Here is a 26,636-nt window from a genome sequence, read left to right as displayed (position 1 = left end):
CTGAAAAACCCGTTTAATGCGCCCCGTTGCCCAGATAGCTCAGTCGGTAGAGCAGGGGATTGAAAATCCCCGTGTCGGCGGTTCGATTCCGTCTCTGGGCACCACCTTCAGCTTTCAGGTGGTGTCAACATCACGTGAAAGCACACAAAAAACCCGCCTAGAGCGGGTTTTTTGTTGCCTGCGATTTATGGATTTGATCAAGGGCGATGGTGCATCGCCCTCGTGCATTTTGTCAGCCGCGCTCACACATCAGGGTGACCGCCCATTCACTTGAGCAAAAACACCATCAACGGGTTGTCGTTCAAGCGGCCTTCAAAACTCGGTGCCATCGTCTCCATGGGCGTCCCGCTCAACAGCGCGGCCTCCTTGCGCGCCACAATGACCCACGACGGCCGAGGCAGCGTCGCGAGCTTCTCAAGCTCGTTACGCCCGACAAACAGCGGCTGCTCGTCGTGATCCAGGTTCATCATGTAGCGCACCGCCCAGGTGTCTCGACCCAGATCGACGAACACCAACGGCCCGGGCGTCGACACGCGAAGCGCTTCGACCTGGCCGACAAACTGCCGGGTATCGAACTGCAGGTCCTTGGCCGGCTCTACCACGGTCACCAGCAGCAACCATTGCGCCGCCAATGCGATCAGGCTGAGCCACACCAACCGGCCCGCCCGCCGCCACACGACCAACGCTGCCACTTGCAGGACCACCAGCACCCCGATCAGCAGCGGCAACGAAACGTCAGGCCAGTAACCATGCTTCTGCCACCCGTGCCGGCAGACAAACACCACAACCACGCACAACGCCGGTAGCGCGGCGACAAGCCATTCGTAGCATCGGCGCACGCCGATCAACCAGCCTTGCGCCTGGAGCAGCCCATAGGCGGCGACAGCGGCAAACATCGGTACCATCGGCAGAATGTAGTAGGCACGTTTGAAATGCGGCACCGACAGCCCGAGCAGAATCATCAGGCCGCAAGCGCCGAGACGCAGCATCAGTTGCAGATCATTATTTTCCCAGCGCTCAGGCCAACGATGACGCAGCGCAATCATGGTGGCCAACGCCAGCGGTACTACCGGGAAATAGCGATACAGGCTCAGCTGGAAGTAGAAGTAGAACGGCTCGCCAATCTCATCCAGGCGCCCTCCTACCTGCATCTTGAATACGGCGTCAGCGAAAGCATCGCCACCACTGATGCGCGCCAGCTTCATCAAGGCCCACCAGCACGCCGTGAGCAAGACCAGGCCGACGCCCCCATGGATCAACACCTGCTTGACCCGCTCCCCGGGCTTGCCCAACGCCCAGTACACACACACCACGCCGCACACCTCGATCAGCCCCAACGGCCCACGAATCGCGAACGCCAGGACAAACAGCGGGAATACCGCCAACTGCCTCAAGCGCGACCCTAGACGCTCACTACTGTGCAACAGGTAGAAACTGCCCACGCACAGCAGCGCGACCATCTGATCCAGGCACACCGAGCGCGACTTCTCGAGCAGCTGGGTCGTGAGCAACGTCAGCAAGACGGTGAGCAACGCCCAAGGGCGATTGGACGGCGCCAGCAAACGATAGATCAGGGCAACCACGCCCGCTGAGGCGAGCGCCGTGGGCAGCACGTTCGCCAAGTGATTCGGCGCGCCAAACAGGCGGGCAACTACAAAGCTGAAGAAGGTCGCCGTACCCGGATAATCCGCGTAAGGCTGGCCGTAGGTGGTGGGGAACAGGCTCGCGCCATGGCGAAACATTTCTTGCAGGAACAGCGCCCAGCGCCCGTCAAACCCTTGAGGCTGCTGGCCCCAGATGCCCAGGGTAAACAGCAACAAAGCCATCAGGAAAATGCCCAGGGACTCCAGGCGAAAGCGGTTGCGGTGGTCCATCGGCTGTCCTTTCAGGTTGGGTGCGCTGACGCATGTTGCCGATGGCAACCCTGAATAACGCCTGAACAAACCCGAACAATTGCGGGTTTACCGACCTGCGGGCCATACGAGCATCGGAATCAACCGGATGTAGAGTAGCTCCCCCACCAGCTCGATGAGGGTTTGCAGGATCACCACCGTTGCGGCCAGCCCACGCACGTCCTCGGGCAAAGCCAGCGCCAGCGGCAACACCACCAGTGAATTGCGGGTGGACGCGCTGAACGTCACCGCCCGCGCCGTCGTCGCAGGCAGTGCAAACAGCCGCGAAGCCAGCCCCCCCATCAACGGCGCCAGCAGCAAGAAACCGATGTACACCGGGACCACCGGCAACACTAGGGCAATACCCCGCACCACCGAGGTGATCTGCGAGCCAATCACCACAAACAGCACCAACGCCATTGCCGGCACCGGTAGCCAGGCCCAGGCGTCGTTCCACGCGCTGACAATCCTGGATCGTCGCGCCAGGGACGTGGTCAACACAGCCAACACCATGGGCACCACAATCAGCAGCAGGAATGCCTCGACAAACGGCCCCACCGCCACCACCACTTTCGATTGCACCCCAAGCATGAAACCCAGGTACACCGGCAACAGCGCCAATTGCAGCAACAGCAGCACCGGCGTCGCCGCCAGCATCAACCGCGAATCGCCCTTGCCGATATGGGTGAACACCACCACGTAATCGATACACGGCGTGAGCAACACCAATAAAGCACCGACCAGCAGTGCCGGGCGCTCCGCGAGCCCACGGGTCAGCACCCAGACCAGCAACGGCACAAGAATGAAATTGGCCAGCAGCAGGGCGGATATGAAGCGCTTGTTACTCAACCCTTCGCGCAAATCGAGAAAGGGTATTTGCAGGAACATCGCGTACATCAGCATGACGATAGCCGGCGTGATCAGCGTGCCTAGACCATGAGCCACAGAAGGAACAAGCAGGCCGAACAGGGCGGCCAGGAAGACGGTGGCGAAGTAGACGGGGATCTGATTGCGCTCGAGGGTGTCGCGGGTCATTGGCTGACTCTGCTGGATCGAAAGAACATCAGCCTAAGCATGCGGCAGGCCAAGGTCGAGCAACGCACGTTTTTTTGCGCAAAGACTCTGCCAAATTTGCTAATTTCGGGGAACTGATAAAAAAGCGCGCGGGCCTTCCAACCCACATTGAAAGCGCACATACCGAGCCGCCCTATGAATCTGCCAGCCCAACCTGCCCCCGAAACCTTTCGCGAGCCCGCTGCCGACGGCCACCTCCTCGGTGGTTTTACCTGGCGCCATGTCCGCACAGACCTGACGCGCCCCGTCGTGATCATCAACGCCGCCACCTCCGTACGCTGCCGCCATTACTCACGCTTTGCCGATTACCTGTTTGCCAACGGCTTTGACGTCATCACGTACGACTACCGTGGCATCGGCGAGTCACGGGCCGGCTCGCTGCGGGGGTTCAAAGCGTCATGGTCGGATTGGGGCGTTCTGGATTTCGAAGCGATGTTGCAGCGCGCGCAGCGGGAGTTTCCCGGGCAGCCGATTGATGTGGTCGCGCACAGCTTTGGCGGGTGTGCCGCGGGGCTGGGTGCCTCAGGGGCGGCAATTCGACGGATCGTGACGGTGGGCGCACAGTTCGCCTACTGGCGTGATTACCAGGCGAACGGACGCTGGAAAATGTTCGGCAAATGGCATGTGGTGATGCCACTGGTAACGGCCGTGTGCGGGTACTTTCCCGGCAAGCGCATGGGTTGGCTGGAAGACACGCCAGCCGGCGTGGTACGGGACTGGAGCACGCCAACGGCCACCTATGAAACGCGGCCCAGTGGGCGCGCCCTGGCAGACTTGCCCTTCGCCCGGGTGAAGGCACAGGTACTGGCGATCAGCATCACCGACGACCCGTTCGGAACAGTGGCGGCTGTCGACCGCTTGCTGGGGTATTTCAAGAACAGCGAACGCACTCACTTGCGCATCGCCCCGCAGGATATTGGCGAAAAAGAGGTCGGGCATTTCGCGTTTTTCCGAAGCCAATATCAGGACCGTTTATGGCCAATCGCACTGGCGTGGCTGCAACAGGGCGAGTTGGCGCACGGCACGCCCGGGCACAGGGTGACGGAACGCGCCTAGAAGCCCTTGGGATTTACGCCAACCTGCGCTTCAATACGCCACCCAGATACACACCTCAGGACGTTGAGCCCATGGCTTCGCCGAACAAGCAGCAAAAACGCGCCCACCGGGCAAAGGCCAAGGCCAAGCAGAACCGCACCCAACGCGCCGTCGCGACCAAGCCGGACGCCTTTGCCGGCGATGACAGCCGCATTGACCTTGAGTCAGTGGATTTGACCGAGTTGTTCGTAGAGATGCGCACCGCCGGCGAGACCAGCCAGCAGGCACTGTGTGCCGCATTCCTGTCCCACCCGTTGCTGGCCGTGGTGTTGGAGCAGGAAGGCGAAGAGGAAGCCACCGATTTCATTCTGGCGGCGTTGATCGAGTACCGGCAGTGGGTCACCGACACCGAGGATGAAGCCGCAGCGCTGGCGTGGATTGAGTCGCCGCAGTTCCAGGCGGACTACGTCGCAGCCTCCCAGGCCCTGACACAACCCTAACCCTGTAGGAGCCGGCTTGCCGGCGATAGGGCCCTTGAGGACGCCATCGCCGGCAAGCCGGCTCCTACAGTGAGGTGTCAATTAAGTACCGCAGCACCCACGCGCTGGGCCTTTCGACGGCTCGACACAATCAACCCAGCCAGCACCACCAGCAAGCTCAAGATTCCGGTCGCGATGATCTCGATCCGATGCGCTTCCTGGAACAGCATGATGGTCAGCGTGCCCACGATGAACACCATCACCGCGTAGGTCAGGCCTGGGAACAGCCACATCTTGAAGACAATCTTCTCACCCGCCGCCGTACGCTTCTGGCGCATGCGCAGTTGCGAGACCGCGATCACCAGGTACACCAGCAGCGCAATGGCGCCGGAGCTGGCCAGCAGGAATTCGAACACCGCCGCAGGCGCCACGTAGTTAGCGAATACCGCCAGGAACGCTGCACCGGTCGATAGCAGAACCGCCCAGTAAGGCGTGCCGCTCTTGTTGGTGCGCTTGGCCACGGCCGGGGCGTCACCGCGACGGCCCAGGGAGAACAGCATGCGCGATGCGGTATACAGCGCCGAGTTGAGGCAGCTGGTCACGGCAACCAAGACCACCAAGTCGACAATCAACTTGGCATTTGGGATGCCCATGCGTTCCAGCACGGTCTGGTAGGAGCCAACGGCTGCCAGGGTCGGATCGTTCCATGGCACCAGGGACACCACGATGAAGATCGACAGCAAGTAGAACAAACCGATCCGCCAGATCACTGAGTTGGTGGCCTTGGTGATTTGCTGGCCCGGGTTCTTCGACTCTGCGGCCGCGATGGTCACGATCTCGGTGCCCATGAACGAGAACATGGTGGTCAGGATCGCGGCCAATACCGCGCCCATGCCGTTTGGCATGAAGCCTTGGGTGTCGAACAGGTGCGAAACGCCGCTGACCTGGCTGGTGGGCAAGAAGCCGAAAATCGCGGCCAGACCCAGGATCACGAAGCCGACAATCGCCACCACCTTGATCAACGCGAACCAGAACTCGAACTCGCCGTAGTTCTTCACGCTGAACAGGTTGGTGGCCGTCAGCAACAAGGTAATGACCAGGGTAAACACCCAGATGGCCACGTCAGGGAACCAGGCATGCAGGATGGTTGCGGCGGCGTTGGCTTCCAGGGGAATCACCAACACCCAGAACCACCAGTACAGCCAGCCGATGGTGAAACCGGCCCAGTGACCGATCGCGCGGTCGGCATAAGTAGAGAACGAGCCGGTGTCGGGAGACGCCACGGCCATTTCGGCCAGCATGCGCATCACCAGCACCACCAGCGTGCCCGCTGCGGCATAAGCCAGCAGTACGGCGGGGCCGGCGGCAGCAATCGCGTGGCCAGAGCCGACAAACAAACCGGCACCAATAACGCCGGCAATCGACAGCATGGTGACGTGGCGCGGTTTGAGCCCCTGTTCGAGGTCATTGGAGCTTTGCGTACTACTCATTGACACACCTTTGCGAGGAATTGCGAAAACGGTCCGCCCGGCCTGCAGTCTTTCTCGTGAAAAGAATCCAACAGGGCGTTCTTTATTTTTTACGCAAGATTTGCGCCAAAATGTTACAGAGCCGCAATTGACGCGGGCTGCAGCGCACTTCAACAGCAATCGCAAGTCCTTGAGAACAATGGCATTCCGCTATAGCGTTACCGTGCGACCCACTTTAAAGACGAACGAGCGCACCAAAAACACACACAAAAAGTGCGTGACGCCCCATAAAAGGGCTGATATGCACCGTTTGCCCGGTTAACCCTTCCAACCCCCGTCCAAAGCTGGCACCATCGCGCCCTTTTTTACGCGAAACCTGTGGTTTTCCGGGTTCAAACGGCTGTTTGGTTGTTGATGGCGCGACACGCTGCTGTGCCGATGCGACACCCTGCCGCAGACCACCCGTTTACCGTCCGCAGCGCTGTTGGCTGTCATCCAAACCCTATGCTAGCTTGGCGCCTCGCCAGGAAGGCGGCCCAACAGCGAAGAACGCAACGAACACATTGAGGACCCCACATGGCTGAGGCCACGCCCGCGCTTGAAATCCGCAACTTGCATAAACGCTATGGTGAGCTGGAGGTACTCAAAGGTATCTCGCTGACCGCTCGCGACGGCGACGTGATCTCGATCCTGGGTTCCTCCGGTTCCGGCAAGTCCACCTTCCTGCGCTGCATCAACCTGCTGGAAAACCCGCACCAGGGCCAGATCCTGGTGGCCGGCGAAGAACTCAAGCTCAAGGCCGCCAAGAACGGCGAACTGCACGCCGCCGACGGCAAGCAGATCAACCGCCTGCGCAGCGAAATCGGTTTTGTGTTTCAAAACTTTAACCTGTGGCCGCACATGAGCATCCTCGACAACATCATCGAGGCCCCGCGTCGCGTGCTCGGCCAGAGCAAGGCCGAAGCCATCGAAGTGGCTGAAGCCTTGCTGGCCAAGGTCGGCATCGCCGACAAGCGCCACGCCTACCCCGCGCAATTGTCCGGCGGCCAGCAACAACGGGCGGCCATCGCGCGCACCCTGGCGATGCAGCCCAAGGTCATCCTGTTTGACGAGCCCACTTCCGCCCTTGACCCGGAAATGGTCCAGGAAGTACTTAATGTGATCCGCGCGCTGGCCGAAGAAGGCCGCACCATGCTGCTGGTCACCCACGAGATGGGCTTCGCCCGCCAGGTTTCCAGTGAGGTGGTGTTCCTGCACCAGGGCCTGGTCGAAGAGCAAGGATCGCCACAGCAGGTGTTTGAAAACCCGCTTTCGGCGCGCTGCAAACAATTCATGTCCAGCAACCGCTAACGGAGCAACATGCATGCAGAACTATAAAAAATTCCTTCTGGCCGCGGCCGTCTCGATGGCGTTCAGCGCCACGGCCATGGCAGAAACCTTGAAAATGGGGATCGAAGCGGCCTACCCGCCGTTCAACAATAAGGACGCCAGCGGCAACGTCGTCGGCTTCGACAAAGACATCGGCGACGCCCTGTGCGCCAAGATGAAAGTCGAGAAGTGCGAAGTGTATGTGTCCGACTGGGACGGCATCATCCCGGCCCTGAATGCCAAGAAGTTCGACTTCCTGGTGTCCTCGCTGTCCATCACCGATGAACGCAAGCAGGCCGTCGACTTCACCGACCCGTACTACTCCAACAAGCTGCAGTTCATCGCGCCCAAGGCCACCGCAGACTTCAAGACCGACGCCGCTTACCTGAAGGGCAAGACCATCGGCGCCCAACGCGCGACGCTGGCCGGCACCTACCTGGAAGACAAGCTGCCGGACACCACCGCCAAGCTGTATGACACCCAGGAAAACGCCTACCTCGACCTGACGTCCGGCCGCCTCGACGGCATCCTCGCCGACAAGTACGTGCAGTACGAATGGCTCAAGAGCAAAGACGGTTCGGCCTATGAGTTCAAAGGCGACCCGGTGGTAGAGAGCGACAAGATCGGTATCGCCGTACGCAAGGGCGACCCGCTGCGCGAGCGCCTGAACAAAGCCCTGGCAGAGATCAAGGCAGACGGCACCTACAAGAAGATCAACGACAAGTACTTCCCGTTCAGCATCGAATGACCTGAGCGACTTGCCCGACGCGCTCACCTGAGCGCGTCGGCTTCTAGCAATGCCTTGCGATATGAAAACACCATGAATTTCGACCTCTACGGATTCGGCCCGGCGCTTGCCGCTGGCGCGCTGATGACCGTCAAACTGGCGCTCACGGCCCTGTGCCTGGGGCTGGTGCTGGGCCTTGCCGGCGCCTTGGCCAAGACTTCCCCGTACAAGCCACTGCAATGGCTGGGCGGTGCCTATTCGACGATCGTTCGCGGCATTCCCGAATTGCTGTGGGTGCTGCTGATCTACTTCGGCACCGTCAACCTGATGCGCGCCCTCGGTGAATTCTTCGGCAACCCCGACCTTTCCCTCAGTGCCTTTGCCGCCGGGGTCATCGCCCTGGGCCTGTGCTTTGGCGCCTACGCCACCGAAGTCTTCCGTGGCGCAATCCTCGCCATTCCCAAGGGCCACCGCGAAGCGGGTGTGGCGCTGGGGCTGTCGAAGCTGCGGATTTTCACCCGGTTGATCATGCCGCAGATGTGGCGCATCGCCCTGCCGGGCCTGGGCAACCTGTTCATGATCCTGATGAAGGACACCGCGCTGGTCTCGGTGATCGGCCTTGAAGAAATCATGCGTCATGCGCAGATCGGCGTGACCGTCACCAAGCAACCGTTCACCTTCTTCATGGTGGCGGCCTTCATGTACCTGGGCCTTACCGTGCTGGCCATGACCGGCATGCACTTCCTGGAAAAACGCGCCGCCCGCGGCTTTGCAAGGAGCACCCAATGAGCGGTGACTACAGCTGGCTGTCGCATTTTGACCTGGGCCTGAACTGGGCCGTGATCATCAAATGGCTGCCCAAACTCGCCCAAGGCGCAACCCTGACCCTGGAGTTGGTGGCCATTGCCGTGATCGCCGGCCTGTTGCTGGCGATTCCGTTGGGCATCGCCCGCTCTTCGCGCCGCTGGTACGTGAGCGCCCTGCCCTACGCCTACATTTTCTTCTTCCGTGGCACGCCGCTGCTGGTGCAGTTGTTCCTGGTCTACTACGGCCTGGCGCAGTTCGACACGGTGCGCAAAAGCTTCATGTGGCCCTACCTGCGCGATCCGTTCTGGTGTGCCACCGCCACCATGACCCTGCACACCGCCGCGTATATCGCCGAGATCCTGCGGGGCGCCATCCAGGCCATTCCGCCGGGTGAGATCGAAGCGGCGCGCGCCCTGGGCATGTCCAAGCCCAAGACGCTGTTCTACATCATCCTGCCTCGCGCCTCGCGCATCGGCCTGCCGGCCTACAGCAACGAAGTGATCCTGATGCTCAAGGCCAGTGCCCTGGCCAGTACCGTGACGCTGCTGGAACTGACCGGCATGGCGCGAACCATCATTGCCCGCACGTACTTGCCGGTGGAGATCTTCTTCGCCGCCGGCCTGTTCTACCTGTTGATGGCCTACATCCTGGTGCGTGGCTTCAAACTGCTGGAACGCTGGCTGCGCGTCGATGCTAGCCAAGGACGCTGAGGCACGCTTCCAGGCACTGGACGCGTTCCTGATCGAGCACCAAGGGCTGTGGCGACCACGGCCCTTCACGCACCAGCACTTGCCCTGGGAAACCGAGCACCCCGAACTCGCCAGGTGGCTGCGCCAACGCTCGTTGGACGACGCCGAAACCAGTCACAACCAACCCCATGACCTGCCCGCGCCGGCACCTTTTCCACAGCTGGCCGCCACAGCCCGCCAGCTCAGTGCTGTGGATAAGTTATCGACGCAGCCCTTGGCGCCTGCTCATCGTCGCTTGAACGTCGATGTGCCCGGGCGCAAGTGGCAACAGATCGAAGCCTTCGGCGCCGCCCTGACCTTCACCGACACACCACAGCACTGGCTGGACTGGTGCGCCGGCAAAGGCCACCTCGGCCGTCGCCTGTTGCAACCCGGCCAGCGACTGACCTGCCTGGAATACGACCCAGCGCTGATTGCCGCAGGCCAGGCCCTGAGTGATCACCATCACTTGCCCGTGACCCACACCCTGCAAGACGTCATGGCGAACGTGGCGATAAGCCCCGAGCACACCCCCGTCGCCCTGCATGCCTGCGGCGATTTGCACGTGCGCCTGTTGCAGTTGGCCAGCGCCGCGGGCTGCAAACAACTGGCAGTGGCGCCCTGCTGCTACAACCGCATCGGTGACGAGCGCTATCAAGCGCTGTCCGCTGTGGGACGTGCTTCGGCCTTGCAGCTGTCAGTGGATGACCTGGGCCTGCCGTTGAGCGAAACCGTTACGGCGGGCGCACGGGTGCGCCAGCAACGCGACGTGTCGATGGCCCGGCGCCTGGGGTTCGACCATCTGCAACGCCAGTTGCGCGGGTGTGACGACTACCTGCCCACCCCCTCCCTGCCCGCCAGTTGGCTGGGCAAGCCGTTTGCCGAGTACTGCCAGGCCCTGGCAACCCTCAAAGGGTTATCCACAGGCGAGCAAGATTGGGACGCGCTGGAAGCCCACGGCTGGCAGCGCTTGGCGCAGGTGCGCAACCTGGAACTGGTGCGTGGGCTGTTTCGGCGCCCACTGGAGATGTGGCTGGTGCTGGACCGGGCACTTTTCCTGAAGGAAGCAGGCTACATGGTTGAAATAGGCACCTTCTGCGAACCGGCCCTGACCCCGCGTAACCTGATGGTGCTGGCCGAGCGCGATTAAGGGGCAAACTCTTCGTGTTACGCCCTGTGGATAACTCTGTTGATGAATTCTTTACGGAGGCTGTAGCCATCAGCGCTACAGCCCAAAAGGCCTGCTGGTCATTTTTTGTTCATAAAATAAAATGCACACAAAACAGGCAGTTGCAGCGTGTTGAGAACGGCTCCACAAAATGGCTGTTTCGTGACAGGCCCAACCAACCGATTGTGCATAAGCATCGCGCGTTAAGCGTATAAACCGCGCTTCAGGCGGTTTTTTTAGGCGCCTTCAACAGCCGGCACAGGTCGTTGATATCGTCACACGCCAGGCTGATCGTTGGGCTGTCCAACGGGTCGGTGCCAAAGGCCAGCGCTTCGCTGATCGCTGCGTCGTGATGCACTTCCATCGGGGCACTGCCCAAGCGCTGCTTGAAGGCTTCGAGCATGTCCAGGCTGAAGGCATTGTCCTCATCCAGTTGGTTGATCACGTAATGAACACGCGGCGCCTTAGGGTGCGCCAGGTACGGCGCGAGCAATACCTCCATCTGGTCGAGGGTGCCCAGGGAAGCGGCATCCGCCTGCGCCACGACCACCACCACATCGGCGATGCTCAGCGCTTGATGGAAATACACGTTATTGCCGGCCTGCGTATCGATGATCAACGTTTGCCGCTCGTTCAGGCCAAGGTCCGCCACGTGCCGCGCCAGCCAACCGGTTTCCTGCTTGAGCCAGCGGTGCAGGTTTTCCTGTTGTTGCTCGGTGGTGTCACCAAAGGCAATCATCTGGCAGCCGGCGAAACCGGCTTGTTGAAGTGGGCGCCACTGGCCGTGTTGCAGGCTGGTGCGCCCGATCCCCGGCAACGCTGCGCTCACCCCGAAGTGATGGCGCAAGGCGTTTTGCGGGTCCAGGTCCAGCGCGACCACCGATTCGCCCTGGCGCTGCAAGCCGCTGCTCAACGCCGCCGCCAGGGTGCTGCGACCCACGCCGCCATTGATCGACACCAACGCTACGACTTTCGGGCGCTGCGCCATCACCTGCACCGGCGGGGCGTGTTCATTGGCACTGGGAGGGGGAAAGGGGGTGCCGTCATCGACGGGAATGCTGCCAAAGAAATGCAGGCGCGCATTCAATCCTTGGGGATCTCGGGCGACATCCTTGCCTAGCAGACAGAAAATTCGATCAGTAAGGCTCATGGCCTGAACTCCACACGGCGCATCTTAAAGACGTGAGGGGTCGGCAAGAAAGGCGAGGGCTTACCGCAGGTCTTTTTGTGTGCGTCTCTGTGCAAGCATTCTGTTACAGCCCCATCAAAGTGTCATTATTTTGGTGGTATAGCTGCCTATTTTTTAGACAGGCGGCAATTCGTCAAATTACTGACCGACAGTGATCGGATCGTACGGCGTTTGCAGGTCCCGCTCGGGAATCTCCCAAATCAACAGCTTGGGCGGCGTCTGTTTGAACGCCGGGCTGTCGAAATAGGCTTTGGCCGCCCCGGAAAACTCACCGCCGTCTTTGCTGAAATTACCCACCGGTGCATTCAGGGCTTTTTGCAGGAAGCCGACGAAGTTGGAATTGCGCGAGAACGACGTGCCGATCAGCGCCACATTCGGCAGGCCCGCGTCGCCAAACAGGTCGTCGGCATTGCTGGTGGTACCGCCCGTTTCATGGGCGCTGCTCGCCGCGACCGACTCCCCTGGCGGTTGCAACTTCGGCGGCAGCCAATCCAGGCCGGCCAGGCGCACCAGGTCACCGGGACGCACCGCGAGCGGCGCCTGGGTGATGTCGAACGCCTGCTCCGGCGTGGCCTGGATGCCGCGCTGCTGGATGCGCTGCGCCAGGGCCTTCGCACCGGCGTTGGAGCCGATCTCGCTCCAGTGGGTGTCGGTGCGCAGATACGCCTCGGCGCCCAAGGGTTTCAGGGTGTCGGTCAGGTCCAGCGCGGAAACGCCAGCGGCCTGCAACACACCGGTCCAACTCTGAATCCGGCTGTCGAGCACAGCTGGGCGGTACAGACCACAACGCTCGGCGGCAGCAATGCGGCTCTTGTCTGGCACCACCACCACTTGCAGGTCGATGCCTCTGTTGCCCAGCTGCTTGTGCAGGTCGATCACCGCCTGAGCCTTGGTCTGCGCGTTGGCCTCGGCGTGACGGTTGATGCGCAGTTCATCGCTGATAAACAGCCAGCCCGGGCAGCCCTGCCGCACACGCGGCCCGGTGTCGCCAAACGCCAGCCAACTGCCGCCGCGCTCAAGGTTAGCGGCCTGGATCGCCATCGGCGCCTTGGCCAGCTCCTTGGCAAAGCGGTGGGTCACGTCGCCGTGCAGCAGCATGTCGCTGTCGACCTTGGCCGGCAGGAAACTGATCGGCCCTTTGACCATCAGCCAGGCACAGGACAACAGCCCCGCCGCCAGGAAAGGCACCAGCACCCAGGCCGCCAGCGGGCTGGTACGAACGGCCACTTCACTCGGTGGCGTCGGCGCGGTAGGAGCAGGCATGGTCGGGCGTCCTTAGAACTGAAAGTACAGAAACGGTACGGCGTCGCGGCTGGCAATCAGCGCGAACGACAACACAAACCCGGCCACCGGCCACAACGAGGCCGCCACCACAAACCACGGCTGCGTGCCAAAGCGCTGCTCGCAGCGCACCTGCCAGATCGGCGCGATGATGCACACCAGGCCCAACAACGCGGCCATGCCATGGGCCGGACGCATGGCCACGGCCATCGCATCACCCAGGCCCATGCCGTGCAGGCCGAACTGGCCGGCATACATCGTCAGCGCCGAGTGGAAGTCCGGCGCGCGGAATAGGGTCCAGGCCAGGCACACAAACAGCAGCGTGAGGATGTGCGACAGCACCGGCGGAATGCTCGGCAGGCTCGACCGCGACCACGCACGGTCAACACACAGCGCCACGCCGTGAGCCGAACCCCACAGCAGGTAGTTCCAGCTGTCGCCGCCGTGCCACAACCCGGCAATCGCCATGGTCAGGAACAGGTTGCGATAGGTGCGCCACACGCCGTCACGGTTACCGCCCAGGGCGATGTACAGGTAGTCGCGCAACCAGCTGGACAACGACAGGTGCCAGCGCCGCCAGAAGTCCTGGATGCTGCTGGCCAGGTACGGCCGGTTGAAGTTTTCCGGGAAGTGAAAGCCCAGCATCAGGCCCAGCCCAATGGCCATGGCGCTGTAGCCGGCGAAGTCGAAGAACAGTTGCAGCGAATAGGCCAGGCAACCGATCCAGGCGTCCACCAGGCTGGGGTTTTCCAGGTGAAACGCGATGTCGACCAGGGGCGACAAGGTGTCGGCCACCAGCACTTTCATGCCCATGCCGATCATGAAGCGCCGCGCGCCCAGGGAAAAATTCGGCCAGTTGAAATAACGCTGGTTCAGCTCACGGCGAACCCAGTCGTAACGGATGATCGGGCCCGCAATCGAGTGCCCGAACATCGAAATGTAGGTGGCGTAATTGATGAAGCTACGCTCCACCGGCACCGTATGACGGTGCACGTCCACCAGGTAGGAAATGGCCTGCAGCACGATGAACGACAAGCCGGCCGGCAAGGCCACGCGCTGCCAATCAAGCGGCATGTAGCCGTACCAGGTGATCACCTCGCTCACGGTGCCCGCGACGATGTTGGCGTACTTGTACCAACACAGCACCGCCGTGTTGAACACGATCAACGCGATCAACAGGCGCACCCGGCCTTTGCCGTCCTCACGGGAGCGGTCCACCAGCAAGCCGCCGACCCACGCCACCACGGTCAACACCATGTGCAGGAACAGGAACAACGGGCTCAACCAGCCGTAGAACAACCAGCTGCCGATCAACAGGATGACGTTGCGCCAGCTCGGACGAGCCAGGGCATAGATCAACAGGAAGGCCGGCAGGAACAGCGTGAGGAATTCGAGTGAGGCAAAGACCATGGTGGGTTCGGGCCCGATCAGTTAGCGAGCGTGTCAGGCGCGAACAACAACCTGGTACCGGCAGCGGATGGCAATGCCAGCACGCTGTAGCGCTCGCCGGCCTTGAGGGTGAACGTCAATGGCTGGCCGGTTGGCGTACCCGCGCACTTGAGCTGCACCGACAGTTCCACCGGGTTGATCATGCGACGTTGCACCGAACCTTCGGCGGCTTTCTTGAACAGTTCGGCCTTTTGCGCCACGGCTTCCAGGCTGGCGTCGGCGCACGCGGCGTCGGCGTTGACGAAGGCCAGCGAGGCCTTCAACGCGTTGAAATCGTCCGGTTGCTCGTGGATCACCAACTGGCGAATACCGCCTTTGGCATCGGCCACTGCGATCACCGTGGCGAATTCGCCCGGGGCCACGGTGACCGCCAGATCAGCGGTTTTGCCGCCCTGGCTCAACACACCCTTGATCGGCGCAGTGCCCCCCGATACTGGCAGGTAGTCGGAAACGAGCTTGTCGCCGCCCAGCACCAGGCTGGCCTTGGACCCGTCGGCCACCAGCTTCAACTCGCTGCTGGTGCCGTTGGCAAAGCGCAGGAACGCCGAGTCTTTTTCCGGCCCGGTCGGGTACAGCGGGATGTCAGCGCTGTAGGCGCTGACGCTGGCGAGCAAGGTCGCCAGGCCCAGGGAAATGCGCTTCATCACTTGGCTCCCTTCACAGCGTCAGCCGGCAATGCCGACAGCGCGCCGCCGATGGCCTTGGCCCACTTCTGGTAGCCGTCGATGGTGAAGTGCTGGCCGTCGGTGGTGATCCACTCGCCCGGCTTGGAGAAGGTCAGCGAGTCGATGTAGGTGCACGGCGCGACGTTGGTGGCCAGGAACGACGACATCAGCTTGGTGCGCGCGTCATCCTTCTTGTACATAGTGCCGACCTTGCCCCAGGCCGGGCCGACCCACACGCACTTGGTGCCGGTTTCGCTGATGGCCTTGGTCAGGGAGGTCACGCTTTTCCACGCCCAGACTTTCGGGAACTGCGGGTCCGGGTAGGACGCCATGGTGTCGCCAATGATGATCACGACGAGGTCGGGCTTGTCCTTGGCGATCAGGTCCTTGACCGGCGTGGTGCTCATGGCGTTCTTGCCGAACACCTGTGGCTTGGCGCCCGGCAGGTTCTCGGCGCCGCAATCGACTTTCTTCGGCACGATCCAATCGGCCGCACCGGCACCGCAGGCGCCGATGGTGTGGACCTTGGCGCCTTGCGCCGTCAGGTTGGCTTGCAGCGGGTCCAGCAGGTGATCGGGAAAGCTCAAGTGGCTTTCGCCCAGTACCAGCAGGGTCAGGCCGGCAATCGCGGAAACAGGCATGGATGACTCCTATCAATCAATTCGAATACGGGGAACGGTAAGGGCTGACCGGCAGCGGCATAGGTCCACTCAGGTCTTCAAACAGGTAGCGCAGGTACGCGTTGCCGACGTACTGGCGATAATCCTGGGCGTTGTCGACACCGACTTCGCCACCCAGGTAAAAGCGCGAGCTGAGGCGGTATTCGGCAGCCGCGTTGAGGCTGTAGCCGATGCCGGTCTTGCTGCTGCTGTCGTATTTCTGGGTGGGCGCATTGGCTTGCAAGCGACTGTCCGTCGGGAAGTAATCGGCGCCATCTTGCGCGATATGCTGCACGCCCACCGAACTTTTCAACTCGTAGCTGAAACGGTCGAAGCTCTGTGCCCAGCGAACCGGCACGGCCAGGGAGAAGAAACGTTGCGGGCTGAAGTAGCCGCCCTGCCCGTAGGTGTAGAAACCCTGGTTGTCCTTGAAACCCATGGCCATGCCGCTGACGCCCAGTGTGAGGGTGTCGGTCGGCGTGTTGCGCAGGTACCAGTAGACGCCGCTGCCCAATTCCATACGGGTGTTGTCTTCAACGTTGTTGCCCAGCAACTGGTGCAACGACGCATAGCCGTAGGCGCCCACTTCCTGGTCGTCGTAGCTCAGCTCGGCACGTCCGCCGTTGGCGGTAACGCCGCCCCACTTCTTCTCGTGGACCTGGCCATCAGCGTCAGTAATCCTGGCAGTCGAACCGGCAAACGAGGTCACGCTGTCGGTCACCGGGCGCCGCGAAACGTTGACGCCATAGCGCAGGTTACCGCCTTCGGTGAACGGTCGATTCACACTCACGCCACCCACCACGGTGTTGTAGGTAAAGCCCAACGGGCTCACACCGATATCAGCCTTGACGCCTTGAGCCGGGTCTTCAACGGCAACAGCCAGGCCGACGCCGTTTTCTCGCTTGGCTTTGTCCTCGCCGGCACCCGCGCCAAAACGCGCAGCCGAAATGGCTTTGACCGCACCCGAACTCAAGCTCACCGGCGTAGCACGCAACGCCACGTTCAAGTCACCCACCGGCATGCGCGCTTCGAACGGCGTGTCCACTTCGGTGATTTTGCTCAAGCCACTTTCACCGTTGTTACTGCGCACGCTCAGGCCCTGCACCAGGTAGCCGCTGCGATCCCGCAACAGGCCATCGAGGGCACGGCGCGCCGGGCTTAACGTCGGGTTATCCAGCGCGGCAATACGCGTCGGCGGAACAAACGGGTCGCTCAATTTGTTCGACGCTACAAAACCATTGGCAGGGACCGCAGCCCCCGGCACAGCCACCGGCGCCGGTACCGTACTGGCCGGCGCATCGATGGGCGGCGGCACGGCGCCGCGATCGACGGCCAGGTCAGTGATCTGCCGACGCTGGCCCGGCAAGCCGACGAAGGGGTTGTAGGCCACGCCCTGGGCATCAGCCAGTGCCGAGCGCGCCTGGACGCGTTGGGCGCTCTCGATGGCCAGGGCGCGGCGCAGCAACTCGGCCGCCTCGGCATTACGGCCCAGCCCCTGATAGATCTGCCCGGCAGCGGTCAGCGTTTCGGCACTGGTCGGGTCCAGGCGCAGGGCCTTGTCGGTGGCCGATTCGGCCAGGCTGCGATTACCGCCCTTCAAGGCAATACCCGCAAGGCCCAGTTGCAGGCGAGCGTTGTTGGGGTTCTGCTGCACCAGCGGCTCGTACAGCGCCATGGCTTTCTTGCCATCGCCGCCATCGGCGTACATGCGCGCCAGCACACTGATCGCCGAGGTGTCGTGAGGACGCTGCACCAGCGCCGGCGAGAGCATGTCGTAGGCCGCCACCAGGTCATTTTTTTCGCGCAGCGCATCGGCTTGCTTGACGCGGTACTGGAAGATCAGGTCTTCGTAGCGCTGGCGCCCGGCGTCGGTCAGCGGCTGGCCCTGCAGGTCGCGCAGGATGTCGCCCGCTTCGGTGTAGTGGTTGGCCTTGAGCAGCACACCCGCGTAGAGCAACTTCTGGTCTGGCGTCGGGTTCGAGGTCTTTTCCAGCACGCCTTGCATGATCTGCAAGCCTTCCTCCGGCGCGCCCACTTCGACGTAAGCCGATGCCAGCACCGCCAGGCGCTCGGGCTTCTTGCCGGCCAGGGAAGCGCTGCGCCCGAGCAGCGCCAACGCTTCGGGGCGTTGGCCACGGCGGGCGCTCTCGATCGCGATCTCAGTCTGTTTATGCAGGGCGATGTCACTCGCCAGCTCATTCATGTCCGGCGTGCGCTGGGCGGCAGGAATGCGCGACAGGGTCGCGTCCGCCGCTTTCCACTCATCCAGTTCAACCGAGAGCAAGGTGCTGGTGTACAGCGCATCCGGCTGGTTGGGCTGGCTTTTGAGCAGGCCATCGATCAGGGCACGGGCGTTGCGGATTTGCCCGTCGCGCAGGTACACGCGCGCCAGGGCGAAACGTGTCCAGGGGTTTTCCGGGTCGGCGTCGAGGGCTTGCTGGTAAGCCGCCTGCGCGGCTTTCAAGTCGCCGCGCTGATCGGCCACCTTGCCCATCTGGGTGGCGCGCAGGGCCTTGATCTTCGCACTCGAAGAGAACTTGCCACGGTCGGCCGCGGACAGCGAGTCGATCAGCTTCAAGGCCTCATCGGGCCGGCCGGATTGCGACAACACACCGATCAGGCCACTCAGGGCATCCGGGTCGTTGGGGTTGCGCGCCAGCACTTTGCGGTAGCTGGCTTCGGAGGCATCGAGCTGGTTGTCTTGCGCCTGGAAACCGGCCAGGGCCATGGTGGCGTCGGTCTTGCTGGGGTTCAGGCGTTCGGCCTGGGCGGCGAGGTCACGGGCCTGGCTGCTGCGGCCGGCGCTCTGTGCGTCACGGGCCTGGTTCAGCAGGCTCCAGTAGCGCACGTCATTCAAGGCTTTTTGCCAGGCAGCACCGCCGGGCAGGCGCGTGGCTTGGCCGAGGTAGTTCTCCGCCTCGCTGAAACGCTGCTGCTGTTGGCGCACCACGCCCATGCCGCCGAGGGCATCCACATCATTGGATTTTTCAGCCAGGCGCGCTGCCAGCAACGGTTCGGCGGTTTTCAGGTCGCCTTCGTCGAGGGCCTTGAACGCCTTGACCAGCTTGGGATCACGCTGCCAGCCGCCATCGCCCTTGCCTTGGGCAATGCCTTTGTTCATCAGGGCACGGATCTCAGTATCGTCCGGGTGCTTAGCCAGGAACTGCTGGAACAACGGCACCTGATCACGGTTGGGTGCGCCGAGCCAGACCAGCGCAAAACGCCAGCCTTCATCGGCGGCGCCGCCCACGTCGTTGTCGGTCGACAGGCGCTCCATCGCACGAATACCTTCGACGCGCGAAGACGGGTTACGCGCCAGGTGCCGCGCCAGGAACAACGCGGCGATCGAATCATTCGGGCGTTCACGTGTGACGCGTTGCAGGCCGGCGATACCTTCAGCCGTGCCTTTGGGCGTAAACGCCAAGGCGTTGTAGTACTCACGCGCGATCAAGCCCTGAGGCTGGCGCCCCTGGAAAATCTGGCGGTACAGCGCCACCGCCTGCTCGCGCTCTTCCACCGGTTCACCCAGTTCACGGGCCTGCTCCAGCAGCTTGGCGTTGGCGGGAATGTTGACGGTAATGTCTTGTTCAAGCTGCAAGGCCTGGCGCGGCAGTGGCGAAATTGCACGCAGGCGGGCCAGGTATTTCTGTGCCTCTTCCGGGTGCTGCTGTTGCACCTGGATCAGGCCGATACCGTACAGCGCGTCCGGCTGCTCGGGGCTCAGGCTGAGCAGTTTCTGCCAGCTTTCCAGGGCGCGCTCGGGGTTCTTCTTCGACTGCCAGTAGTTGCCCTGCTCGATCAGCAAGGCTTGTGGGTCGCTGGTTGCAGCCAGGCTGGCGCTAGACGCCAGGGTGGCCAGAATCGCAAGGGCTAGCGTGTGGCGGCGCATGCGCCCTCCCAGAATAATTTGACCGTACCGTCTTGTTCGAAACGGTACTTTTGATCGGCAAAACCTTTGCCGAACAGGCTAAGCATGTAGTCGTAATAAACCGGCTGCGCGGTATCGGGTGCGGAGGGTGCCATGGCCTTGCCCAGCACGTCGTCGAGCTTCTGCTTTTGCAGTTGCGCCAGGGCCGTCTCGCCGCGTGCCTGGAAGAACACCATGGCCGACGCCGAGAACCCCAGCGGCGAGTAGCCATTGTTCTTCTCGACTTCACCGGTAAGCACATGGACCTTCTCCGGCGGCAGGCCATTAGCCGACGCCGCCGTCGCCCGCGACAGCCCGCCCAAGGCCTTGAGCATCGGCGCGGCGAGTGGGTCGCTCTTGGCGCTCATTCCGGCCCACAGGTAGGCGCGGATGGCATCGTAGCTGCCCAAGTCGTCGGAGTACGGATCGACCACAAACACGCCGGCAGTGGCGCTGGTGGCGCGGTAGCCCACCCAGTTGGCGGCAAAGCCATGGGGGTTGCTGTGCGGGTCGGCCAGCATCTTCGCGTTGCTGTCGGCGACTTCATTCCAGCCGCCGTTCGGGCGCTCTTTATTGAAGCGACGCAATTGCGCCAACACTTGATAGCTGGGGTTGAAGCGCCACAAACCACCCGGATAGGCATAGCCCACCGGCCCCGGCAACAGCATCTTGCCCAGGCCCGGTACACGCACGATCAGGGTTTTTTCCACATTGGCCAACACCAACTGCGCATCGGCGCGGTATTGCGGCACGTTCCAGATACGCGCCGCTTCGAGCAGCGAATAGGCGATCCACAGGTCGGCATCGCTGGCGGAGTTGGCGTCGATCACGCCCCACTCGCCGTCCTTGTTCTTACCCCACAGCCAAGCGAACAGGTTGTGGCTGATGTCATTGCCGGCCATGTTGGACTTGGTCCAGGTCCACAGCTTGTCGAACCGCGCCCGGTCGTTGCCCACCAGGGCAAAGAACATGGCGTAGGACTGGCCTTCGGAATTGCTCTCGCTGGGGTTCAGGGACGAGTTCAGCACCCGCCCGTCTTCCTGCACAAAGCGCGTGGCGTAGTTCTGCCACAGCGGCCATTGCGCGTCACACGTCTGGGCCTGGGCAGCCCCCGCACACATCGCGGCGCCCACCACAACCCAAGCGGCTGGACGCATCATGCCAACCGCCGTTTTGCACGGGCACGCAGGGACAGGTAAATCAGGCAGGAGACAATCGCCAGGCCGAGGAAGGTGAACAAAAGCATCCACCCCAGGTTCTGCGACAGTTGCCATTGCACCGACTTGAACAGGCCCAGTTTGCCGACGTAGTACTGCTGGTCAGCCACCAATGAGTCGACCTGCGTGCCTTGCACCACCGCCAGGCTGCCCTGGATGGTGTCTTTGTATTGGTCGCCGCCAATCAGTACGGCGGTCGCAGCTTGCAAGCCTGCGGGCTTGGTGCTGGAGATCAGCACCACGCTGCGCCCGGCCTTGAGCGGCGATTCGAAACCGGCAAACCAGGTGCTGGTGCTCAAGCTGTTGAAGCTGATGGCCGCGTTGGCCGCGTGCTTGTTGGCTTCGGCATCCGGGCTGATCCAGGTACTGACGTAGCGCGGCAGGTCGGACAGCTTGAAGTGCTGTTGCGGGCCGTCGGCGGTCGCCGGCAGGTATTGCTGCCACTGCTTGAACAACGGCTGGTCGGCACCGGTGGCGATGACCAGCAGGTCTTTATCGGCAACGCTTTGCACGTCCTTGGCTTGCACCACTTTGACGGCTGTCGCCGGATAACCGGTGGACTCGCCGAAGCGGCCCAGGATGGTCAGGTACGCGCTCAGCTCGTCGGTGCCAAAGGTGTCAGGCAGCACCACGGCCGATTCGGACAGGTCCGCCAGGCGGGTGAACGGGAAACCTGCGTCATTGAACACACCCAGGTTAGGCATGGCGATGAAGTGCTGGTAGCCGCTGATGTCCAGGCTCGAATCCGGATCGATCGCGCCGCGCATGTTGTCGACGATGATGTCCCGGCATTCGCCTTCCTTGATGTAGTCGTACATAAAGCGCAGTTGCAGCTTGGACATCGGCGACGCGGAGCTGATCGGCAGCAGCACAGTGGCTTCGCGCGGCAGCGTGTTGTCCTTTTGCATCATGCTCAACAGGGTCTTGCCATCCGCCAGGTTGGTGATCGACGGCAGCGGCATGGACTTCATGAACTGGTCATCCAGGCCCACCAGCAGCGACGAATTGGTCGACACCTGCTGCGGCGTGTAGCGGTATTTGAGGTGCAGCGGCACACCTTCTTCACGCCAGTTGAACAGGTCAGGCGGCAGGCGGAAATCCACGTTGATGGCGCCCGGGTTGTAGCCCGAGACACTGAGTTTTTTCAACTCGACCAGTTCACCCAGACGCACCGGGCGATCACTGGGCACCCAGTTCGGTGCGTCATAAGGACGGCGCGGTGCCAGGCTTTCGAGTTTGTCGATCACCACGCTGTTGCCAGCGAGCACCGGGCTGCCCAACGCCACAGCGGTCGCTGCGCGCTTGAGTTCGGCGCCGTCGCGGCCCGACACGATCAGCAATTTGCCCTGAGGGTCATTAGGGTTGGCGATCAGGTTGAGGGTCGGCCCGGTGGCTTGCGCCACTTTCACGCCATTGACATCGACGGCGTTGGGGCTGAGCACCAGCACAATGGCATTGCCCTTGGCCGGAATCGTGCCGTAGGCCGTAGGGAACGTAGCGCCACGGTAGCTGGCCATTGCGCCGAACCACGAAGACAGCGTGGCCGCCGCTTCCAGGGTGGCGTTATCCGGCGCGGTGGCGAACACGAACGGCAGGTTGACCTGGCGGGCATCGCGCTTGTCGAAGAACGGCAGCGGCAACACCGACAGATCATCTTTCAACTGGATCGACGAAACCTGCACTTTCAGTTCGCTGGTGTTGCTGATTTTCGCCCACAGGCTGCTGTGCAGCGGGTCTTCACAGGACATGCTGTAGTGACCGATGAACTGCAACCGCAGGCGGTTGAACTCGGTGATCAGGTGCGGCGGAATCTGTACCACGGCCTGTTGCGCCGTGCCGGCACCCTCTTTGGGCAACGGCAGGCTGGCGGCGACTTCGTCGTTGACCAGCACGTTGATCTGCGAGAGGTCCGCCAGCAACGCCGGCGAATAGCTGTAGTTGAGCAACAGTTGGGCGCCTGTCACCACCTGGTCGGCGCGGATGTCGAAGTTGACGCTGTCGGACGACTCTACACCCTGCAAGTTCATGGTGTCGCGACGGCCCAATTGCTTGAGCGTAAGGCTGTAGCCGTTCTCGGCACCTTGCGCGGCAACGGGGGCAATCGCTGCTTTGTCGGCCGCCTGCAGCAGCGGGCTCAGGCCCAGCAGCGAAGCGATCATCAACGCGCGTGCGGCACGCGAAGGGGCGCGCGCGAAAAGAGGTGTGAAGGTCATGGCTTGTCCATCAGCGTATCAAGCGGTTGTGAGGGCGTGCGGCGCAGGGCCATACGTAATTCATGCAGGGTGGCGCGGCACAACGTGAACAGACCACCGATGCCGATACCGCCGACTTCGCGCAAGGCGGCCAGCGGCGTATCGGGTTGGCCGGCACCCCAGCTGGCGGCCCAGGTGTCGGCACGTGAGAACGTCAGGCGCACCAGTTCGCTTTGCTCGCGCAGGCTCAATGACTCGAACTGCGCACCAATCTGGGTACCTTTGCTGAACGCCACCCGTGCCTGAAACAGGTTGTCCTGACCGTTGCGCGCCAACACCAACTGCACCCGTTCGCCTTGGACAATGGAGTGGCCATCATCGAGGATCAGGCCGAAGCCGTTCTGAGAGAAGTCCTGGGTGATCCCGTGAAGCACGCGACCGTCGGAACAGATCACACTCACTGGCAGCTTCGCACTCACACGCGGCTCGGAACGCACTTGGCGCGTCTCGGAGGCCACGGCCACGGCGGCGCTGGTGATGATCAGGTTGTAGAGGGTCCAGGTCATGTTGATGGCGACGGTGACGGCGGTGTTTTCCGCGCCGTACACCAGTTGATGCACACCAAAGCCCAGGCCCACCAGGTTCACCACCAGCAACACCAGGTAGGGGCGCGCCAGTTTCCAGTCGAAGAACTGCTTGTCGATGATGCCGCCCTTGTCGGTAACGTTGAAGCCACCGGCCTTGGGGTTGACCAGCGCCACCAGCACCGGCGGCAGGATGTACCAGGCCAGTACCGTCTCGTACACCTCGTTCCAGAACGAGTGGCGGAAACGCCCCTGGATCCGTGAGTTGGTCAGGCTGGAATGCACCAAGTGCGGCAACACGTAGGCCACGATCATCAGGGCCGAGGCGTGGAAGATCTCGGCACCGAACACCAGGTAAGCCAGCGGCGCGGTGAGAAACACCAGGCGCGGCAACCCATAGAAGAAGTGCAGCATGGCGTTGGCGTAGCAGATGCGCTGGCCCCACTTCAGGCCTTTGCCCAGCAGCGGGTTGTCGGTACGGAAAATCTGCGCCATGCCCCGCGCCCAGCGAATCCGCTGGTTGATGTGGCGCGACAGGCTTTCGGTGGCCAGGCCCGCGGCTTGCGGGATGGCCAAGTAAGCAGTGTTGTAGCCCAGGCGGTTGAGCTTGAGCGCCGTGTGGGCATCTTCGGTTACGGTCTCGACGGCCACGCCGCCGATTTCCAGCAGGGGCTTACGGCGGATCACCGCGCAGGAGCCGCAGAAGAAGGTGGCGTTCCACAGGTCGTTGCCGTCCTGCACCAGGCCGTAAAACAGCTCGCCTTCGTTGGGTACGGCGCGGAAGGTGTCGAGGTTCTTCTCGAACGGGTCCGGCGAGAAGAAGAAGTGTGGCGTTTGCAGCATCGCCAGCTTCGGGTCTTTCAGGAACCAGCCCAGGCTGACTTGCAGGAAGGAGCGCGTCGGCACGTGGTCGGCGTCGAACAGGGCGACGTATTCGCCGTCGGTGACCTTCAAGGCTTCGTTGAGGTTACCGGCCTTGGCGTGGAAGTTGTTGTCGCGGCGGATGTAGTTGACGCCGATCTTGCGGCAGAAGTCGCGGAAGTCGTCGCGACGGCCGTCGTCCAGCACGTGGACGCGCAGCTTGTCTTTTGGCCAGTCCATCGCCTGGGCGGCGAAGATGGTCAGTTTGACGATGCTCAGGGCTTCGTTATAGGTGGGGATGAACACGTCGACCGTCGGCCATTCTTCCGGCTCGGTCTTGAGCCACACGGGCTGGCGGCGCAGGGGCCAGGCGGTTTGCACGTAGCCGAAGATCAGCACGACCATGGCGTAGAACTCGGCCGCCACCAGGCCGTAGCCGAAGAACATGTCGACCCAGGTTTCAAACCCGAGGGTGGAGGTGAGTCGCCAGAAGATGTAGCGCAGCGACGCCACCAGCGACAGCACCACCAGCGCCAGGATCGCCAGGCGCCCCGGGATCTTGCGCAATACCAGCACCGCCAGGAAGCACACGCCGGCAAACAGGAACTGGCTGTAGAGGTCCAGCGGTGCAGCGATGATGCTCATCAACAGCAGGGCGCCGAGCACGCCACTGGTGACAACCAGTACCGTACGCAGCGCCGCCGGCCAGCGATTGAAGCGCGCAATGGCGCCATTTAGGCGCTGTTCAGCGCGCCCTTCGACGAAGGGCGTGGAGGACGTAGTGTCGGTCATGGAAGGTCCGAGTCGATGCGTTCGAGCAAGGCGCGGCACAGGGCGTGGACGTCCTGGCAGCCGATACTGTTGACGGTAGGGTCGAGGGGGTCACGCCCGTAGGCCTGGGCTTCGCTGAAGGAAGGATCGCGGTGCACGGTACCCAGCAGGGCATCGCCCAGGCGCGTCTTGAACACCTCGACCATGTCCAGGCTGAAGCGGTGCGCGGCGTCCAACTGGTTGATCACGTAGCAGCGTTGTGGCGGTGTTTCGCGCGCCAGGGCCGGTGCGAGCAGGCTGTCTACCTGCGCCAGGGTGCTGAACGACGCCACGTCGGGCTGTACGGCCACCAACACGAGATCCGCCACCGACAGGGCCTGGCTCAGGTACACCGAATTGCCGGCCGGGACGTCGATGATCACCGTGTCCTGGCCGTTCAGCTTGAGGCTGTCCAGACGTTTGTTCAGCCACTCGGCATCCTGGCCGAGCCAGCGGTTCAGGCTCTGCTGTTGGGTGTGGTCGGTGCTGCCGAATGCCACCAGGCGGCAGCCGGCAAAACCACGCTCGGGCAGCGCTTCCCAACCTTCATTGAGCAGGCTGGTGGCGCCGACGCCCGGCATGTCCAGGCCCAGGCACAAGTGATGACGCAGGGCATCTTGCGGGTCCAGGTCCAGGGCGAGTGCCGGGCGACCCTGGCGCTGCAAGCCGCTGGCAATCGCTGCCGCCAGCGTGCTGCGACCAACGCCGCCTTTGATCGAGACCACCACCACGACGGTCGGGCTGGAAAGCTCCGAATACACCTCGCCGTCCCGGCCCTCCACCACTTCGGGCGGGTGCAGGTGGTCGGCTTCGCCGTGGTTCAGTTCTTCGAGCAAACGCAGCAAGGGAGCGGAAGGCGCCTCCATGACCGGGGGCACTTCTATCACCGGGGGCGTTTCAACGACTACCGGGCTTTCCAGGACCTCTACATCGTCCTCGAGGTACTCGTGGACAACGTTGATCTCGCGGTAACCATTCGGGTTGGCACCCAGCTTGTTGAATAGTTTTGAAATGTCATCTGCCCGACTCACTCACTGCCCCTCCCCACCCGGTTTGCGCTTTAAAGGCGATAAAA

20 protein-coding genes and 1 tRNA gene are annotated in these 26,636 nt (G+C 62.4%); 8 read left to right on the top strand and 13 right to left on the bottom strand.

Annotated features, from left to right (window positions below; genetic code table 11):
- Window positions 1-28 precede the first annotated feature (28 nt).
- A tRNA-Phe gene (locus HX803_RS00870) sits at window positions 29-104 on the top strand.
- Window positions 105-266: 162 nt separating this feature from the next.
- On the opposite strand, the gene HX803_RS00865 is transcribed toward HX803_RS00870, so the two are convergent.
- The gene (locus tag HX803_RS00865; protein ID WP_178918536.1) at window positions 267-1,874 is read right to left on the bottom strand and encodes a glycosyltransferase family 39 protein; all 1,608 of its coding nucleotides are present in this window, start codon (window positions 1,872-1,874) and stop codon (window positions 267-269) included.
- 87 nt (window positions 1,875-1,961) lie between these two features.
- Window positions 1,962-2,927: an arsenic resistance protein gene (locus HX803_RS00860; RefSeq protein ID WP_178918535.1), complete on the bottom strand. Its 966-nt coding sequence runs from the start codon at window positions 2,925-2,927 to the stop codon at window positions 1,962-1,964.
- A gap of 174 nt (window positions 2,928-3,101) precedes the next feature.
- Here HX803_RS00860 and HX803_RS00855 point away from each other — a divergent pair, with 174 nt between their 5' ends.
- Together HX803_RS00855 and HX803_RS00850 are read left to right on the top strand one after the other, a co-directional pair.
- Window positions 3,102-4,022, top strand: coding sequence for an alpha/beta fold hydrolase (locus HX803_RS00855; protein WP_178918534.1), 921 nt, complete (start codon window positions 3,102-3,104; stop codon window positions 4,020-4,022).
- Between the two features lie 71 nt (window positions 4,023-4,093).
- Entirely contained in the window at window positions 4,094-4,501 is a 408-nt protein-coding gene (locus tag HX803_RS00850; protein WP_178918533.1) for a hypothetical protein, read from the top strand.
- A gap of 77 nt (window positions 4,502-4,578) precedes the next feature.
- Here HX803_RS00850 and gabP read toward each other — a convergent pair whose 3' ends face one another.
- Complete coding sequence (gene gabP / locus HX803_RS00845) at window positions 4,579-5,970, bottom strand: GABA permease (RefSeq protein WP_178918532.1); 1,392 nt, start codon at window positions 5,968-5,970, stop codon at window positions 4,579-4,581.
- A 555-nt stretch (window positions 5,971-6,525) separates the two neighbouring features.
- On the opposite strand from gabP, the gene HX803_RS00840 reads away from it, so the two are divergent.
- The 5 genes from HX803_RS00840 (at window position 6,526) to HX803_RS00820 (ending at window position 10,729) form a co-directional block, all read left to right on the top strand.
- On the top strand, window positions 6,526-7,299 hold the full coding sequence (locus HX803_RS00840; RefSeq protein WP_178918531.1) for an ABC transporter ATP-binding protein: 774 nt from the start codon (window positions 6,526-6,528) through the stop codon (window positions 7,297-7,299).
- A gap of 13 nt (window positions 7,300-7,312) precedes the next feature.
- Window positions 7,313-8,065, top strand: a complete 753-nt coding sequence (locus HX803_RS00835; RefSeq protein ID WP_060754625.1) for an ABC transporter substrate-binding protein — start codon at window positions 7,313-7,315, stop codon at window positions 8,063-8,065.
- A 72-nt stretch (window positions 8,066-8,137) separates the two neighbouring features.
- Complete coding sequence (locus HX803_RS00830; RefSeq protein ID WP_178918530.1) at window positions 8,138-8,833, top strand: ABC transporter permease; 696 nt, start codon at window positions 8,138-8,140, stop codon at window positions 8,831-8,833.
- Between the two features lie 38 nt (window positions 8,834-8,871).
- Window positions 8,872-9,561 carry an ABC transporter permease gene (locus tag HX803_RS00825; RefSeq protein ID WP_178918703.1) on the top strand — a complete coding sequence of 230 codons (690 nt, stop codon included), beginning with the start codon at window positions 8,872-8,874 and terminating at the stop codon, window positions 9,559-9,561.
- Window positions 9,542-10,729 (top strand): methyltransferase, encoded by a 1,188-nt coding sequence (locus HX803_RS00820; RefSeq protein ID WP_178918529.1) that lies wholly within the window; start codon window positions 9,542-9,544, stop codon window positions 10,727-10,729. The genes HX803_RS00825 and HX803_RS00820 overlap by 20 nt, the downstream gene beginning before the upstream one ends.
- 241 nt (window positions 10,730-10,970) lie before the next feature.
- Here HX803_RS00820 and bcsQ (HX803_RS00815) read toward each other — a convergent pair whose 3' ends face one another.
- From bcsQ (HX803_RS00815) to bcsQ (HX803_RS00770), 10 genes are all read right to left on the bottom strand, one after another.
- A complete protein-coding gene (gene bcsQ / locus HX803_RS00815) occupies window positions 10,971-11,897 on the bottom strand; it encodes a cellulose biosynthesis protein BcsQ (RefSeq protein ID WP_178918528.1) in 927 nt (308 codons plus the stop codon).
- 177 nt (window positions 11,898-12,074) lie between these two features.
- Window positions 12,075-13,199 carry a cell division protein FtsQ gene (locus HX803_RS00810; RefSeq protein ID WP_178918527.1) on the bottom strand — a complete coding sequence of 375 codons (1,125 nt, stop codon included), beginning with the start codon at window positions 13,197-13,199 and terminating at the stop codon, window positions 12,075-12,077.
- A gap of 12 nt (window positions 13,200-13,211) precedes the next feature.
- On the bottom strand, window positions 13,212-14,627 hold the full coding sequence (locus HX803_RS00805; protein ID WP_178918526.1) for an MBOAT family protein: 1,416 nt from the start codon (window positions 14,625-14,627) through the stop codon (window positions 13,212-13,214).
- A gap of 17 nt (window positions 14,628-14,644) precedes the next feature.
- Window positions 14,645-15,310 (bottom strand): alginate O-acetyltransferase AlgF, encoded by a 666-nt coding sequence (locus HX803_RS00800; protein ID WP_178918525.1) that lies wholly within the window; start codon window positions 15,308-15,310, stop codon window positions 14,645-14,647.
- Window positions 15,310-15,972 (bottom strand): SGNH/GDSL hydrolase family protein, encoded by a 663-nt coding sequence (locus tag HX803_RS00795; protein WP_176997313.1) that lies wholly within the window; start codon window positions 15,970-15,972, stop codon window positions 15,310-15,312. Before HX803_RS00795 ends, HX803_RS00800 begins: the two co-directional genes overlap by 1 nt.
- A 16-nt stretch (window positions 15,973-15,988) precedes the next feature.
- Window positions 15,989-19,879 (bottom strand): cellulose biosynthesis protein BcsC, encoded by a 3,891-nt coding sequence (locus tag HX803_RS00790; RefSeq protein WP_178918524.1) that lies wholly within the window; start codon window positions 19,877-19,879, stop codon window positions 15,989-15,991.
- Window positions 19,861-21,057, bottom strand: coding sequence for a cellulose synthase complex periplasmic endoglucanase BcsZ (gene bcsZ / locus HX803_RS00785; RefSeq protein WP_178918523.1), 1,197 nt, complete (start codon window positions 21,055-21,057; stop codon window positions 19,861-19,863). The genes HX803_RS00790 and bcsZ overlap by 19 nt, the downstream gene beginning before the upstream one ends.
- A complete protein-coding gene (bcsB, locus tag HX803_RS00780) occupies window positions 21,054-23,327 on the bottom strand; it encodes a cellulose biosynthesis cyclic di-GMP-binding regulatory protein BcsB (RefSeq protein ID WP_178918522.1) in 2,274 nt (757 codons plus the stop codon). The genes bcsZ and bcsB overlap by 4 nt, the downstream gene beginning before the upstream one ends.
- Window positions 23,324-25,543 (bottom strand): UDP-forming cellulose synthase catalytic subunit, encoded by a 2,220-nt coding sequence (gene bcsA / locus HX803_RS00775; RefSeq protein ID WP_178918521.1) that lies wholly within the window; start codon window positions 25,541-25,543, stop codon window positions 23,324-23,326. Before bcsA ends, bcsB begins: the two co-directional genes overlap by 4 nt.
- Window positions 25,540-26,592, bottom strand: coding sequence for a cellulose biosynthesis protein BcsQ (gene bcsQ / locus HX803_RS00770; RefSeq protein ID WP_372339881.1), 1,053 nt, complete (start codon window positions 26,590-26,592; stop codon window positions 25,540-25,542). Before bcsQ (HX803_RS00770) ends, bcsA begins: the two co-directional genes overlap by 4 nt.
- Between the last annotated feature and the right edge of the window lie 44 nt (window positions 26,593-26,636).

It is taken from the genome of Pseudomonas sp. P7548 (assembly GCF_013386585.1).
Lineage (GTDB): Bacteria > Pseudomonadota > Gammaproteobacteria > Pseudomonadales > Pseudomonadaceae > Aquipseudomonas.
The sequence above is the reverse complement of the archived record's forward strand: the minus strand, read 5'-3'. Positions and strand labels throughout refer to the sequence as shown.